This window comes from Streptomyces sp. NPDC086766, assembly GCF_044746005.1.
GTDB lineage: Bacteria > Actinomycetota > Actinomycetes > Streptomycetales > Streptomycetaceae > Streptomyces.
Map to the genome: position 1 here is coordinate 297,570 of NZ_JBIVBI010000002.1, position 13,868 is coordinate 311,437.

The 13,868-nt window shown below is 71.3% G+C and carries 12 protein-coding genes and 1 pseudogene; 5 read left to right on the forward strand and 8 right to left on the reverse strand.

Annotation, left to right across the window (positions count from 1 at the left end; all coding sequences use genetic code 11):
* Nucleotides 1-140 precede the first annotated feature (140 nt).
* Together ACIPM1_RS04485 and ACIPM1_RS04490 are read left to right on the forward strand one after the other, a co-directional pair.
* The gene (locus ACIPM1_RS04485) at nt 141-842 is read left to right on the forward strand and encodes a transglycosylase SLT domain-containing protein (RefSeq protein ID WP_402428791.1); all 702 of its coding nucleotides are present in this window, start codon (nt 141-143) and stop codon (nt 840-842) included.
* A 160-nt stretch (nt 843-1,002) separates the two neighbouring features.
* Nucleotides 1,003-2,316, forward strand: coding sequence for an AI-2E family transporter (locus ACIPM1_RS04490; RefSeq protein ID WP_402428794.1), 1,314 nt, complete (start codon nt 1,003-1,005; stop codon nt 2,314-2,316).
* Nucleotides 2,317-2,416: 100 nt separating this feature from the next.
* Here ACIPM1_RS04490 and ACIPM1_RS04495 read toward each other — a convergent pair whose 3' ends face one another.
* Entirely contained in the window at nt 2,417-2,950 is a 534-nt protein-coding gene (locus ACIPM1_RS04495) for an alkyl hydroperoxide reductase (RefSeq protein ID WP_402428797.1), read from the reverse strand.
* 2 nt (nt 2,951-2,952) lie between these two features.
* A complete protein-coding gene (locus tag ACIPM1_RS04500) occupies nt 2,953-3,507 on the reverse strand; it encodes a peroxiredoxin (protein ID WP_356191889.1) in 555 nt (184 codons plus the stop codon).
* A gap of 139 nt (nt 3,508-3,646) precedes the next feature.
* On the opposite strand from ACIPM1_RS04500, the gene ACIPM1_RS04505 reads away from it, so the two are divergent.
* Both ACIPM1_RS04505 and ACIPM1_RS04510 read left to right on the forward strand, forming a co-directional pair.
* Nucleotides 3,647-4,591 carry a hydrogen peroxide-inducible genes activator gene (locus ACIPM1_RS04505; protein WP_356191899.1) on the forward strand — a complete coding sequence of 315 codons (945 nt, stop codon included), beginning with the start codon at nt 3,647-3,649 and terminating at the stop codon, nt 4,589-4,591.
* Nucleotides 4,588-4,770 (forward strand): annotated as a pseudogene (locus ACIPM1_RS04510) (hypothetical protein); the annotation flags it as partial. The gene ACIPM1_RS04505 and the pseudogene ACIPM1_RS04510, both read left to right, overlap by 4 nt.
* A 50-nt stretch (nt 4,771-4,820) precedes the next feature.
* On the opposite strand, the gene ACIPM1_RS04515 reads toward ACIPM1_RS04510, so the two are convergent.
* The 5 genes from ACIPM1_RS04515 to ACIPM1_RS04535 form a co-directional block, all read right to left on the reverse strand.
* Entirely contained in the window at nt 4,821-7,127 is a 2,307-nt protein-coding gene (locus ACIPM1_RS04515) for an ABC transporter permease (RefSeq protein WP_402428800.1), read from the reverse strand.
* 68 nt (nt 7,128-7,195) lie between these two features.
* Nucleotides 7,196-7,894, reverse strand: a complete 699-nt coding sequence (locus ACIPM1_RS04520; RefSeq protein ID WP_402428803.1) for an ABC transporter ATP-binding protein — start codon at nt 7,892-7,894, stop codon at nt 7,196-7,198.
* Nucleotides 7,891-8,415, reverse strand: a complete 525-nt coding sequence (locus ACIPM1_RS04525; RefSeq protein ID WP_356191880.1) for a PadR family transcriptional regulator — start codon at nt 8,413-8,415, stop codon at nt 7,891-7,893. Before ACIPM1_RS04525 ends, ACIPM1_RS04520 begins: the two co-directional genes overlap by 4 nt.
* A gap of 104 nt (nt 8,416-8,519) precedes the next feature.
* The gene (locus tag ACIPM1_RS04530; protein ID WP_402428806.1) at nt 8,520-8,768 is read right to left on the reverse strand and encodes a hypothetical protein; all 249 of its coding nucleotides are present in this window, start codon (nt 8,766-8,768) and stop codon (nt 8,520-8,522) included.
* A complete protein-coding gene (locus ACIPM1_RS04535) occupies nt 8,765-9,700 on the reverse strand; it encodes an SPFH domain-containing protein (RefSeq protein WP_402428809.1) in 936 nt (311 codons plus the stop codon). Before ACIPM1_RS04535 ends, ACIPM1_RS04530 begins: the two co-directional genes overlap by 4 nt.
* A 262-nt stretch (nt 9,701-9,962) precedes the next feature.
* On the opposite strand from ACIPM1_RS04535, the gene ACIPM1_RS04540 reads away from it, so the two are divergent.
* On the forward strand, nt 9,963-12,269 hold the full coding sequence (locus ACIPM1_RS04540; RefSeq protein WP_402428812.1) for a transglycosylase domain-containing protein: 2,307 nt from the start codon (nt 9,963-9,965) through the stop codon (nt 12,267-12,269).
* A gap of 89 nt (nt 12,270-12,358) precedes the next feature.
* On the opposite strand, the gene ACIPM1_RS04545 is transcribed toward ACIPM1_RS04540, so the two are convergent.
* Nucleotides 12,359-13,822, reverse strand: a complete 1,464-nt coding sequence (locus ACIPM1_RS04545; RefSeq protein WP_402428815.1) for a catalase — start codon at nt 13,820-13,822, stop codon at nt 12,359-12,361.
* Between the last annotated feature and the right edge of the window lie 46 nt (nt 13,823-13,868).

Consider the following 13,868-nt stretch of genomic DNA (forward strand, 5'->3'; position numbering starts at 1 on the left):
GAGCACTACGTGGCTCTCCCGTGACGGGAGTTGCCCAGCGGGCCCGTGCCTCCGTGACCCCGCAGTTGGGAGGCCAGTGTCAGGGGCACGATTGCGTCCGCCAGGGTCACCGAAGCGGGCGATGCTGGAAGGAAACCCGTGTGAGCCGGATCTCGGTCCGGGGACTCGCAGTGGCCTCGGCCACCGCGGTCACCGCTGTCGGAAGCGTCGTCGGTGTTGCCTCGGGCAGCACTGCGCAGAACAACGACGCCGAAGCGACGGCAGCCGACGCGACGACGCTTCTCGCGGACATACCCGCGGGTCAGCAGGCCCAGGTGCAGACCGCCTCCCTCGCGCAGCAGGCCGACGCACAGGCCATCGCCGCGGACGCGAGCGCGAAGAAGGACGCGGAGGAGGCCGCCCGCAAGGCTGCCGCCCAGACCGCGATCGCCAAGAAGGCGGCCGCCGAGAAGGCGGAGCAGGAGGCCAAGGAGCGCGCCAAGGCCAAGGCCGAGGCGGCCAGCCGCAGCGCGACCCGGGACTCCACCAGCTTCGCCGTCCAGAGCTCGTACACCGCCGCGCAGATCCAGGCGATGGCGCGCCAGATGGTCGCCGCCGACCAGTTCCAGTGCTTCAGCAACATCGTGAACCACGAGTCGAGCTGGAACTACCAGGCGGTGAACGCGTCCTCCGGCGCCTACGGTCTCTTCCAGGCGCTCCCGGCCGGCAAGTACGCCTCCGCCGGTGCCGACTGGCGGACCAACCCGGCCACTCAGATCAAGTGGGGCCTCAACTACATGAACGAGCGGTACGGCAGCCCCTGCCAGGCCTGGTCGTTCTGGTCGGCCAACCACTGGTACTGAGCCCCAGCGGCCCACGGCGCCCGTAGCGATCGTCCGGCGGGCGCCGCTCTCAACCCCGCGCAGCCCCTCCCCGTCCTAGGGGGAGGGGCTGTCGCCCTGTACCGTGACGGAACGACTCCCGGGGGGAGTGGTGGGGACGGACGGGGGAAGAGGACGGATCATGTCGAAGGTGCCAGGGTGGCTCGGCCGGCTCGGCGCCGGACTCACCGAGATGGGTGAGCGGTTGGACGAGCGCCGCGCGGAGGCCGAGAAGGAAGACGTCGGACCCGTACCGGAGCCGTCGGGGGACACGGTCCCCGTGCCCGACCGCACGAGCGTCGCGCCGACCCGTCCCGACCCCGTCCAGGCCGTGCCGTGGGGCGTCCGGGTCGCGGCGGAGGCCGGCTGGCGGGTGCTGGTGCTGGCCGGAACCGTCTGGGTGCTGATGCGGGCCATCAGCGCCGTCCAGCTCGTGGTCCTCGCCTTCGTGGCCGCGCTGCTCATCACCGCGCTGATGCAGCCCACGGTGGCGCGGCTGCGCCGCCGCGGACTGCCGCGCGGCCCGGCCACCGCGCTCACCGCGATCCTCGGCTTCGTCATCATGGGGCTGATCGGGTGGTTCGTGACCTGGCAGGTCATGGAGAACATCGACACGCTCTCCAGCCAGATCCAGGACGGCATCGACGAACTGCGCAAGTGGCTGCTGCACAGCCCCTTCCACGTCACCGACAAGCAGATCAACCAGATAGCCAAGAACCTGCGCGACGCCGTCGGCGCCAACACCGACCAGATAACGTCGGCCGGGCTGGAGGGCGTCACGGTCGTGGTGGAGGCGCTGACGGGCATCCTCCTGACCATCTTCTCGACGCTGTTCCTGCTGTACGACGGGCGGCGGATCTGGGAGTGGACCCTGAAGCTGGTGCCGGCGGCGGCCCGGCCGGGAGTCGCCGGAGCGGGCCCGCGCGCCTGGCGCACCCTGACGGCCTACGTCCGCGGCACGGTGATCGTGGCGCTGATCGACGCGATCTTCATCGGTCTCGGCATCTACTTCCTGAACGTCCCGATGGCCGTGCCGCTGGCCGTGTTCATCTTCCTGTTCGCGTTCATCCCGCTGGTGGGCGCGGTCGTGTCCGGCGCTCTGGCCGTGGTGGTCGCGCTGGTCACCCAAGGTGTCTTCACCGCGCTGATGGTGCTGGTGGTCGTCCTCGCGGTGCAGCAGATCGAGGGCCATGTGCTGCAGCCCTTCATCCTGGGCCGCGCGGTCCGGGTGCACCCGCTGGCGGTGGTCCTGTCGGTCGCCGCGGGCGGGATGATCGCGGGCATCGGCGGCGCGGTCGTCGCGGTCCCGCTGGTGGCGGTGACCAACACGGTGGTGGGCTATCTGCGGTCCTACTCCGAGGAGCGGACCGTACGGCTGCCCGCCCGCCCCCGCCAGGAACCCGCGGCAGCCGACGAGGCCCCCGCCGACGCACCGGTCAGCGACCCGGCCGGCTGAGCCCGGCGGCCGGGCCCGGCCGCACGACGTCATGGCTTCGGCCCCCTCCCACCGCGGTGGGAGGGGGCCGAAGCCATGACGTCGTGCGACGCGGCCGGAGCTACTCGGCCAGCGCGGCCTCCGCGTCCAGGGTCGTGGCGACCGCCTGGATCACCGCGGCGATCTTGAAGGCCTCCTGGACGGTCTCACGCTCGACGCCGGCCTTGCGCAGGACCTGCTCGTGCGAGTCCAGGCACATGCCGCAGCCGTTGATCGCGGACACGGCGAAGGACCACAGCTCGAAGTCGACCTTGTCGACACCGGGGTTGCCGATGACGTTCATCCGCAGACCGGCGCGCAGGTTGCCGTACTCGTGGTCCGACAGCAGGTGCCGGGTGCGGTAGAAGACGTTGTTCATCGCCATGACGGCGGCCGCGGACTTGGCCGCGGTGTACGCCTCCGGCGACAGGTTCGCCTTCGCCTCCGGCTCCAGCTCCCGCAGGACGAGCGGCGAGCGCGCGGTGATGGCGGTCGCCAGGACCGTGCCCCACAGCTGCTGCGCGGGCAGGTCCGAGTTGCCGATCACCGAGCCCAGGTTGAGCTTGAGGTCCTTGGCGTAGTCAGGAAGGGCGGACTTCAGGGAGTCGAGCGACATGCTCACTCACCGGCCAGCAGCTTGACCGGGTCGAGGGTCTCCTCGCCCTTGGACCAGTTGCAGGGGCAGAGCTCGTCCGTCTGCAGGGCGTCCAGGACCCGCAGGACCTCCTTGGGGTTACGGCCGACGGAGCCCGCGGTGACCATGGTGAACTGGATCTCGCGGTTCGGGTCCACGATGAAGACGGCGCGCTGGGCGAAGCCGTCCTCGCCCTCGATGCCGAGGTCCCGCATCAGCTCGTGCTTGGAGTCCGCCATCATCGGGAACGGCAGGTCGGTCAGGTCCGGGTGGTCCTTGCGCCAGGCGTGGTGGACGAACTCGGAGTCACCGGAGAAGCCGAGGATCTGCGCGTCGCGGTCGGCGAACTCCTCGTTCAGCTTGCCGAAAGCGGCGATCTCGGTCGGGCAGACGAAAGTGAAGTCCTTCGGCCATGCAAAGACCACCAGCCACTTGCCCTCGTAGGACTTGTGGTGGATCTGCTCGAACTCCTGGCCCTTCTCCAGCGAGACGCAGGCGGTCAGTTCGAACTCGGGGAACTTGTCACCGACAGTGAGCACACGCTCTCCTTGCAGCGAGGAGACACCGATTGTGTCGGCGCCTCCCATGGGTTGGACGCTGACGATGCTGGCACAGGGTGCATTGATTGCGGAAATAGCTACACTCGGTCAAGTTGATCGGAGGTGGTTATCAGTGACCGTGGGTAGTAAGCGCAGGCAGCCCAGCCTGGCACAGCTGCGTGCCTTCGCGGCCGTGGCGGAGCACCTGCACTTCCGGGACGCCGCCGCGGCGATCGGGATGAGCCAGCCGGCGCTCTCCGGCGCCGTCTCCGCCCTGGAGGAGGCACTCGGTGTCACCCTCCTGGAGCGTACGACGCGCAAGGTGCTGCTCTCACCCGAGGGCGAGCGGCTGGCCGTCCGCGCCAAGGCGGTGCTGGTCGAGGTCGGGGCGCTGCTGGAGGAGGCCGAGGCGGTCCGGGCCCCCTTCACGGGCGCGCTGCGGCTCGGTGTCATCCCCACCGTGGCCCCGTACCTGCTGCCCACGGTGCTGCGGCTCGTCCACGACCGCTACCCGGACCTCGACCTCCAGGTGCACGAGGAGCAGACCGCGAACCTGCTGGAGGGGCTGGCCGCCGGGCGCCTGGACCTGCTGCTGCTCGCCGTGCCCCTCGGCGTGCCCGGCGTCGTCGAACTCCCGCTGTTCGACGAGGACTTCGTGCTGGTCACCCCGCTCGACCACCGGCTGGGCGGCCGCGAGGGCATCCCGCGGGAGGCGCTCAGGGAGCTGAACCTGCTGCTGCTCGACGAGGGGCACTGCCTGCGCGACCAGGCCCTCGACATCTGCCGGGAGGCCGGGCGCGAGGACGCGCCGGTCACCACGACCGCCGCGGGCCTGTCCACGCTCGTCCAGCTCGTCGCCGGCGGACTCGGCTGCACCCTGCTGCCGCGCACCGCGCTCAAGGTCGAGACCTCCCGCAGCAACCAGCTCCTCACCGGTTACTTCGCCGAACCCGCCCCCGCCCGCCGTATCGCCCTCGTGATGCGCGGCGGCGCGGCCCGCGGCGCGGAGTACCGGGAACTGGCCGCCGCCCTGCGCGAGGACCTGCGCCCGCTGCCCGTACGGGTGCTCGGCCCGGAGGTCTGAAGGGATCACGCGCCGCCTCCTGCGCGGGCGTGGTCGACGTGTCCACCGGAATGCCGCTGTCCTACGAGACCGTGGACGAGCACCCGCCGTAGGTCCTCCACCTGCTCGCGGGCGCCATCCTGGACCTGTCCCAGGGCCGTACGGTCGTGATGATCGAGGACGCCTTCGAGGAATGCCGGTTGCGGGCCGGGCCCCTCCCGGCGAGGGGAGGGGCCCGGCGCGGCGGGCGCTACTCCGTCCGCAGCCCGTCCGGGCGCATCAGCCGCAGCAGCGGCGGCAGGCTGAGCAGGGTGACCACGAGCACGACGGCCGCGCCGATGCCGGTCATCGTCAGCACGCTCGCCCAGTCCACGCCGACCGTGGTGTCCGTCATCCGCAGCAGCACCGCGCCCAGCGTCAGCCCCACCGCCGACGCCAGCAGCAGGCCCAGCGTGATCGGGACGGCCGTCTGCCAGAGCACCGACAGGCTCAGCGTGCGCCGCCGGGTCCCGAAGGCCACCAGCGACGACAGCAGCTTCCTGCGCTCGCGCAACTGCTCCAGTTGCGACACCAGCAGGCTCGCGCCGATCAGCGCCAGCACACAGGCGGCCCCGACGAACAGGCCGGTGCGGATGGAGGTGAACTTCCTGGACTGCTCACTGGCCGCCCACAGCATCGGGTCCGCCGTGGGAGCGACGCGTGCCGTGGTGTTCCGTACGTACTCGACCGCGTCCGGCACCGACCGGTCGAGCGAGAGGTAGATCTGCCCGACGACCGACGCCTCGGCGCCCGCGGGCAGCGCGCGCGGGGTCATCAGGAAGCCGCCGTGCCGCACCCCGGTCGGGTCCTCGACCGACCGGGCGGGCTTCAGCCCCCGCGGTACGGTCCAGGCGACCTCCGGGACCGCGCGGTGGCCGGCGGGGGAGGGGTCGAAGAAGAGCTTCCTGCCGGGCTCGGCCAGCGCCGGGGTGTCGGTGTCGTACTCTCCGCCGCTGACGACGAAGAGGTCGCCGTCCCGGCAGGAGGGCAGCGCCGCCACCTCGCGCAGGGACGCGCAGTCCCCGACGGTCACCTCGGCGGTGCGCTCCGGCCCCTTCGTCCACGACGCGTCGCCGAGGCTGCCCCCGTACAGGGCGGTCACCCCGCGCACGCCCCGGGTGCCGGCGAACTCCCGCGCGGCCGGGCCGGTGCGTACCCCGGCGGGCAGGTTCACCTGCATCTGCGCCCGTGAGAGGTCGTTGCGGGAGGCCTTGGTGTAGTCGCCCTGCACGCCGGCGAAGAGCATCTGCAGCGCGATCGCCCCGGCCACCGCGACCGCGATGCCGTTGACCGTGCGGGCCGCCGTGCCGCTGCTCAACTGAAGCCTGCGCACGGCCAGTTGCCAGGCCACCGGGCCGGAGCCGAGCCGGGCGACCACCGTCTCCACGATCCACGGCAGCAGCGCGGTCACGCCGACCAGCAGCAGGACGACCCCGCCGATCACCAGGTACTGGTTGAAGTCCCCGCCCGTGCGGCCCTGGCCGGCCATCGGGGAGAGCATCCCGAGACCGCCGAGCGGCGGCAGCAGCCGCCACCACAGCCGCCGCCGCGCGGGCTTGGCGGTACGGACCACGCCGAGTGGCTCGATCACCACCCCGCGCAGCGCGAACAGGGTGACCAGCACGGAGGCCGCCGGGACCGCGACGGCGACCAGCAGCGCGAGCCCGAGCGAGGGGTTGAGGTAGCCGGGGAAGACGCTGATGCCGAGGATCTCGACCGAGCCCGCGATCTGCCGGCCGGTCAGGAAGAAGGCGGTGCCGAGGACCAGGCCGAGCAGGGAGCCCGCGAGCGCCTCCCCGGCCGCGATCCGCCGCGTCATCCGGCTGTCGGAGCCCACCAGGCGCAGCGCGGCCAGCCTGCGGTCGCGCCGCTCGCCCCCGAACCGCACCGCGGCCGCGATGAACACGGCGACCGGCATGAGCAGCACCACGAAGACGACCAGCACGAGCAGGATCAGCACCGGGTCCGTCCGTTCGGACGTCGGACGCGGCTCGCCGTACTCGCCGATCCGGGCCACCGTCGAGCCGTTGATCAGCGGGGCGAGACGCTCGGCGCCCGCGTAGTAGGCCAGTTCGTGCGAGCCGACCAGGCCGCGCTCGCCGATCGTCCCGGTCACCCGGTACGGCAGCCGCTCCCGCAGCAGCCTCCCGGCGTCCGAGGCGAGGAGGTCCCGCAGCGCGGGGGAGACCACCATCGCGCCCGTCGCCGGGTAGGCCGTCACACCCGGCGGCAGCGGCGCCCGCGCGCCCTCGGGCTCCACCAGCCGCCCGCGGACGTCCTTGCCGTGGTAGCGCGTGTCGACGTCCGCGATCACCAGGGTGTCGTCGGCCCTCGGCGGCACCTTCCGGCCGTAGGTGTAGTCCTGGCGCGCCGCCTCCCGCTGGTGCCGGGCCGCCAGCGCGTTCGGTATCGCGGTGGTGAGGAGCAGCAGGGCCACGCCGAGCCCGACACCGACCGCCGTCAGCAGCGCCCGCACCCAGCCCTCGCGTCCGCCGGTGAAGGCGAACCTGACCCCCATGCCCAGGTCCCTGGTCCGCCCCCAGGCTCTCGTCTCCGCCCGAGCGGGAAGGCGCCCCCGTCGCGGCCTCATACGATCCGCTCCATGTCCCGCGACCTGCCGTCCCGGACGACGATCTCGCGGTCGGAGTACGCGGCCACCCGCGCCTCGTGGGTGACCAGCACGACGGCGGCGCCCGCGGACCGGGCCGTCTCGGTGAGCAGCTCCATCACCCGCTCGCCGTTGAGGGAGTCGAGCGCGCCGGTCGGCTCGTCCGCGAACAGCACCCGCGGCCCGGTGACCAGCGCCCGCGCCACCGCGACCCGCTGCCCCTGACCGCCGGAGACCTCGCCCGGCCGCTTCCGGCGCAGGTCGTCGACCTCCAGCCGCTCCATCCAGGCCAGCGCGGTCCGCTCGGCCTCCTTGCGGGAGGTGCCGTTCAGCCGCAGCGGCAGGGCCACGTTCTCCACGCAGGTCAGCTCGGGCACGAGCTGGCCGAACTGGAAGACGAACCCGAACTCCGAGCGCCGCAGCGCGCTGCGCCGGACGTCGTTCATCGCCGACAGCTCCCGGCCGTCGTACGTGATCGTCCCCGAGTCGGGGGTGACGATCCCGGCGAGGCAGTGCAGCAGCGTGGACTTGCCGGAGCCGGAGGGGCCCATCACGGCGACGACCTCGCCGGGGTGGATGGAGAAGTCAGCGCCGTCCAGCGCCGTGGTGGGCCCGTAGGCCTTGCGCAGGTCCTCGGCGGTGAGCAGGGAGCCGGGGGGAGGTGCCGTCCGGGTCATGCGGTCACCGCCGCGCGGAGTTTCTCCAGGCGGGCCGCGGTCAGCTCCAGCCAGCGCAGGTCCGCCTCCAGGTGGAACAGCGCGTGGTCGCAGATGAGCTGGTCGGCGAGGTCGCCCTTGCGCTTGCGGTCGGTGAGGATCCGCATGCCGCGCAGGTGCTCGGCGCGCTGGGTGTCGAGGATGTCGGCGGCGTCGCGCCGGGTGAGCAGCGCGAGGACGACCTTGGTGTAGAGGGTCGACTGCAGGTACGGCTCGGGCTTCTCCGGTGTGGCGAGCCACCGCTCGACATCGGTGATCCCGGCCTCGGTGATGGCGTACCGCTTGCGCTCGGGGCCGTCGCCCGCCTCGATGCCGTCGACCTCGACGAGTCCGTTGCGCAGCAGCCGGGACATCGTCGAGTAGACCTGGCCGTAGTGCAGCGGCCGGTCGTGACCGAACTTCTCGTCGAAGGCCCGCTTGAGGTCGTAGCCGTGGCGCGGCCCGGACTCCAGGAGGCCCAGAAGGGTGTGACCGATGGACATGGCCGCACTCTACACACGGTGTATACGCCGTGTGCATACACGCCGTGGCCGCTCCGTGGCGGCGGGTACGACGGCACAGGTGGGGGCCGATTGTCACGGTTCTGCTACTGAGGCCGGGGCGGCCCGCCGGGCGGGCGGCCCCGGCGGGGCAGCGGGCCGGCCTCGCCCGGCAGCCGGCCCGCCTCCGCGAGGGCGCGGCGCAGCAGGAACTCGATCTGCGCGTTCGCCGACCGCAGCTCGTCCGAGGCCCAGCGGGCCAGCGCGTCGTACACGGACGGGTCCAGCCGCAGCAGCACCTGCTTGCGCTGCCGCGGCCGGCGCTCGGGGTCGGGCCCCTCGGCGGGATCCGTCACTGGTAGAGCGTCCCGGTGTTCAGGACGGGCTGCGGCGCCCGGTCCCCGCACAGCACCACCATCAGGTTCGACACCATCGCCGCCTTCCGTTCCTCGTCCAGCTCCACGATGTCCCGCTCGGCGATCCGGGCGAGCGCGGCCTCGACCATGCCGACCGCCCCGTCCACGATCTCCCGCCGGGCCGCCACGACCGCCCCGGCCTGCTGCCGCTGGAGCATCGCCGAGGCGATCTCGGGAGCGTACGCGAGATGGGTGAAGCGCGACTCGATGATCGTCACACCGGCCGTCTCCACGCGCGCCTGCAGTTCGGCGGCGAGTTTCTCGGTGATCTCCTCGGCGTTGCCGCGCAGCGACAGCCCGTCCGCCTCGTGGGCGTCGTAGGGGTACTCGATGGCGATGTGCCGTACGGCCGCCTCGGTCTGCGTGGCGACGAACGCCAGGTAGTCGTCCACCTCGAAGGAGGCCTGCGCGGTGTCCCGCACCTTCCACACCACCACCGCGGCGAGCTCGATGGGGTTGCCGTAGGCGTCGTTGACCTTGAGCACCGGGGTCTCGTGGTTGCGCACCCGGGTGGAGATCTTCCCCCGGGAGGTGAGCGGGTTCACCCAGCGCAGTCCGTCCTCGCGGATCGAGCCCCGGTACCGGCCGAAGAGCTGAACGACCCGCGCCTCTCCCGGCGCCACCATGTTCAGCCCGCTCATCGCGAGCAGCGAGGCGACGCCGACCAGCACGCCCACGACGACCAGCGCGATCTCGGCGCCGTCGGCGGTGAGGACGGCGGAGGCGGCGATCGCGGCGGCGGCGGCCAGTACCCCGAGCAGCCCCAGCAGGAGCGCGAGGCCGCCGCCGATGCTGCGCGCCGGGAACTCCCGGACGCGCGGCGCGGGCATCTCGGGTATGTCGGCGGCGGGTGCGTGGTCGTGTGCGGACATGGGGTCCCCCGTTCTCCTGCGGTTCGGAGCGGTCGGCCGGGCGGCCGCTCTCCTTAGTCTATCTAAGTGATATCACTTTTTCCGATCCTCGCAACCCTTGGCGCTCTCCGGACGTCGGTTCCGTTGGGACGGGTGCTGATTCTCACGTCCGTAAAAGAGCGGATCGCGGCCCCTTTGTCATAGACGGCGGTGTTAGCTTTGCGAGCTGACCTCCGTCACCCACGCGAGTGACACCCGAGAAGGAAGCGGAGCGGACGGACCCATGGGACGAGCGGAAGAACGACGGGCGCGACAGCGCGGTGGCCACCGCGCGGTGCTGGCGCAGCCCTCGTCGCGTGGGGAGGCCAAGCCCGGCAAGGGCGGCATACGCCGGCTGTTCACCTGGAAGAAGATCCTCGGCACGTTCTTCGGCCTGTGCCTGCTGGGCATCGGCGGCTTCATCGTGCTGTACCTGCTGGTGCCCATCCCCAAGGGCAACGAGGCCGCCCAGCGCGAGAGCAACGTCTACAAGTACAGCGACGGCTCGATCCTGGCGCGCGACGGCGAGGTCAACCGCGAGAGCGTGGACCTGGCCAAGGTGCCGAAGAAGGTCCAGCTGACCTTCGTCGCCGCCGAGAACAAGACCTTCTACCACGACTCCGGAGTCGACCTGAAGGGCACGGTCCGCGGTCTGATCAACACGCTCAGCGGCAAGGGCGCGCAGGGCGGCTCGACGATCACCCAGCAGTACGTCAAGAACTACTACCTGAACCAGGACCAGACCGTCACGCGCAAGCTGAAGGAACTGGTCATCTCGCTCAAGGTGGACCAGAAGCTCAGCAAGGACGACATCCTCAAGGGCTACATCAACACCAGCTACTACGGGCGCGGCGCCTACGGCATCCAGGCCGCCGCCCAGGCCTACTACCGGGTCGACGCCGACCGGCTCACCGTCCAGCAGGGCGCCTACCTCGCCGCCCTGCTCCAGGCGCCGAGCCAGTACGACTGGGCGGCCGCGAGCCCGACCGGGAAGAAGCTGGCCCAGGCCCGGTGGAACTACGTGCTGGACAACATGGTCAAGCAGGGCTGGCTGGGCTCCGCCGAGCGCCAGGGCATGAAGTTCCCCGTGCCCAAGGACCCCAAGGGCGCCCCCGGGCGGGAGGGCCAGAAGGGCTACCTGATCGACCTCGCCAACAAGCAGCTCGAACAGAAGCTGATGAAGGACGAGGGCATCAGCCAGTCCCAGGCGGAGGCCGAGGTCGAGGACCGCGGCTGGACCATCACCCTGAACGTCGACCGGAAGAAGCAGGCGGCGCTGGAGAACGCGGTCAAGACGCGGCTGACCAGCAAGCTGGACCCGAAGAAGCGCACGGTCGACGCGGCCGTCCAGGCCGGCGCCGTCTCCGTCGATCCGAAGACGGGCAGGATCCTCGCCCTGTACGGCGGCAAGGACTACTTCACGCACTACACCAGCAACGCGACCCGGCGCGACTTCCAGCCCGCCTCCACCTTCAAGCCGGTGATCCTCGCCGCGGCCCTGGAGGAGGGAGCCACGACGCAGGACGGCCGCCCGATCGGCGCGAGCACGATCTACGACGGCACCAGTGGGCGCGACGTCGTCGACCACGGCCGCAAGGTCGGCTTCGGCCCGCCCAACGAGGACGAGGTCGACTACGGCCCCATCCCCGTCCAGACGGCGATGAACAAGTCCGTCAACTCCGTCTTCGCGCAGATGGGCGTCGACGTGGGCATGGAGAAGGTGATGGAGGTCGCCGGCAAGCTCGGCATGGACACCAAGGGCATGCAGGCCGTACCCGCGCAGACCCTGGGCTCCATGGGGGCCAGCCCGCTGGAGATGGCCGGGATCTACGCCACCCTGGACAACCACGGCAGGAAGGTCACTCCGAGCATCGTCAAGGAGGCCGAGCAGAGCAGCCGCGTGGTCAAGCCGGCCGACCCGATCGGCGACCAGGTGATCAGTCGCGAGGCCGCCGACACGGTGACCTCGGTCCTGACCGGCGTGGTCGACGACGGCACGGCGAAGACGTCGGTGGCCGACAACCCCACCCGCGACGGGCAGCAGGTCGCCGGCAAGACCGGCACCTCCGACTTCGACCGGTCGGCCTGGTTCACCGGCTACACCCCCGACCTCGTCACCTCGGTCGGCCTCTTCGGCGAGCAGCCCAAGCCGCCGTACCGGCACGTCGGCCTGACCGGTGCCACGGGACTCCTCCCGGGCAGCGGCCGCGTCAACGGCGGCGGCTACCCGGCGCAGATCTGGGCCGACTACACCTTCGGGGTGACCGGAGGGGCGGCCTTCGACCTCGAGACCACCCAGGGCGCGGCCGTCCAGCCCACGCCGACCCCCTCGGACACGCCGTCCCCGTCCCGGACGCCGTCGCGGTCCCCCAGCACCAGCGCGCCGCCGACGTCCGAGGCGCCGAGCCGGACGCCCAGCGGCACGCCGTCGCAGACGCCGTCCCGGACTCCCACGCAGACACCGACCCAGTCCCCGACGACGAAGGGGCCGACGGCCGGCGTCACGGACAACCCGTTCGACCCGGGCGGTCAGCAGAACAGCGGGCAGTGAGCCACGAGTGAGGGGCACCCGGCCGGACCGGGTGCCCCTCACTCGTGCGCGGGCGGCCGCTGCGGGTCGCCGCCGTGCGTGCGGCCGGCTCAGCCGCCGTTGATCTCGGTGGCGATCCGGTCGCCGATGTTCTTGTCGATGTTCCGCCAGTACTGCAGTGCCCGGTCGAGCACCGGACGGGACACACCCTGCCGGAGGTGGCCGACGACGTTGGAGACCAGCCGGTCCCGGGCCGCGTCGTCCAGCACCTCGCGGACCATCGTGCCCGCCTGCCCCCAGTCGTCGTCCTCCCGGTGCGGCTTGTACGCCTCCCGGACGAGCTCGCCGGCGGTGTGCCAGCTCGCGGGCTCGCCGAAGCGGCCGAAGTCCGCCGCGGGGCCGCCGTAGGAGTTCGGCGCGTAGGGCCGGGCCGCCTTCGACGGCTCGTACCGCATGGGGCCGTCCTTGGCGTAGGAGTTCACCGGCGCGTGCGGCCGGTTCGGCGGCAGCTGGGCGTAGTTCGGGCCGATCCGGTAGCGGTGGGTGTCCGGGTAGGAGAACAGCCTGCCGAGGAGCATCTTGTCCGGCGAGGGGCCGATGCCGGGCACCATGTTCGACGGCTCGAAGGCGGCCTGCTCGATGTGGACGAAGTAGTCCTCGGGGTTCTTGTCGAGGACCATCCGGCCGACCTCGATGAGCGGGTAGTCGCCGTGCGGCCACACCTTGGTGAGGTCGAAGGGGTTGAAGCGGTAGTCCGCCGCGTCCTCGAACGGCATGATCTGGACCTTCAGCGTCCAGCTCGGCGCGTTCCCGGACTCGATCGCCTCGAACAGGTCGCGGCGGTGCTTGTCCGCGTCGGAACCGGCCAGCTCGTCGGCCTCCGCCTGGGTGAGGAAGTCGATGCCCTGGTCCGTCTTGAAGTGGTACTTGACCCAGAACCTCTCGCCCCCGCCGTTGATCCACATGTAGGTGTGCGAGGAGTACCCGTTCATGTGGCGGTAGGTCCTCGGGATGCCCCGGTCGCCCATCAGCCAGGTGACCTGGTGCGCCGACTCGGGGGAGAGGGTCCAGAAGTCCCACTGCATGTCGTTGTCGCGCAGGCCGGTCACCGGGTGGCGCTTCTGGGAGCGGATGAAGTCCTGGAACTTGATCGTGTCACGGACGAAGAAGACGGGGGTGTTGTTGCCCACCATGTCGTAGTTGCCGTGCTCGGTGTAGAACTTCAGCGCGAAGCCGCGCGGGTCGCGCCAGGTGTCGGGGGAGCCCTGCTCGCCGGCCACGGTCGAGAAGCGCGCCAGCATGGGCGTGCGCCTGCCGGGCTGGAAGAGATCGGCCCTGGTGAACTGGCTGACGTCGTTGGTCACTTCGAAGAACCCGTACGCGCCGCTGCCCTTGGCGTGCACCACGCGCTCGGGGACCCGTTCCCGGTTGAACTGGGCCATCTTCTCGATGAGGTAGTGGTCCTGGAGCAGGATGGGGCCGTCGGGTCCGACGGTGAGCGAGTGCTCGTCGCTCTCCACCGGAACGCCGACGTTGTTCGTGGTGTACGGGGCCTTCTGGGGTTGCTGCGTCACGAGCGTCCTCCCGGCTTGAGAGAGTCATCAGGTCGCTTCGCTCACC

Bases quoted from the DNA above. Each gene is read 5' to 3' on its own strand.
- ACIPM1_RS04490 (WP_402428794.1), top strand. From the start codon at position 1,003: ATGTCGAAGGTGCCAGGGTGGCTCGGCCGGCTCGGCGCCGGACTCACC.
- ACIPM1_RS04495 (WP_402428797.1), bottom strand. From the start codon at position 2,950: ATGTCGCTCGACTCCCTGAAGTCCGCCCTTCCTGACTACGCCAAGGAC.
- ACIPM1_RS04515 (WP_402428800.1), bottom strand. From the start codon at position 7,127: ATGGGGGTCAGGTTCGCCTTCACCGGCGGACGCGAGGGCTGGGTGCGG.
- ACIPM1_RS04520 (WP_402428803.1), bottom strand. From the start codon at position 7,894: ATGACCCGGACGGCACCTCCCCCCGGCTCCCTGCTCACCGCCGAGGAC.
- ACIPM1_RS04525 (WP_356191880.1), bottom strand. From the start codon at position 8,415: ATGTCCATCGGTCACACCCTTCTGGGCCTCCTGGAGTCCGGGCCGCGC.
- ACIPM1_RS04535 (WP_402428809.1), bottom strand. From the start codon at position 9,700: ATGTCCGCACACGACCACGCACCCGCCGCCGACATACCCGAGATGCCC.
- ACIPM1_RS04540 (WP_402428812.1), top strand. From the start codon at position 9,963: ATGGGACGAGCGGAAGAACGACGGGCGCGACAGCGCGGTGGCCACCGC.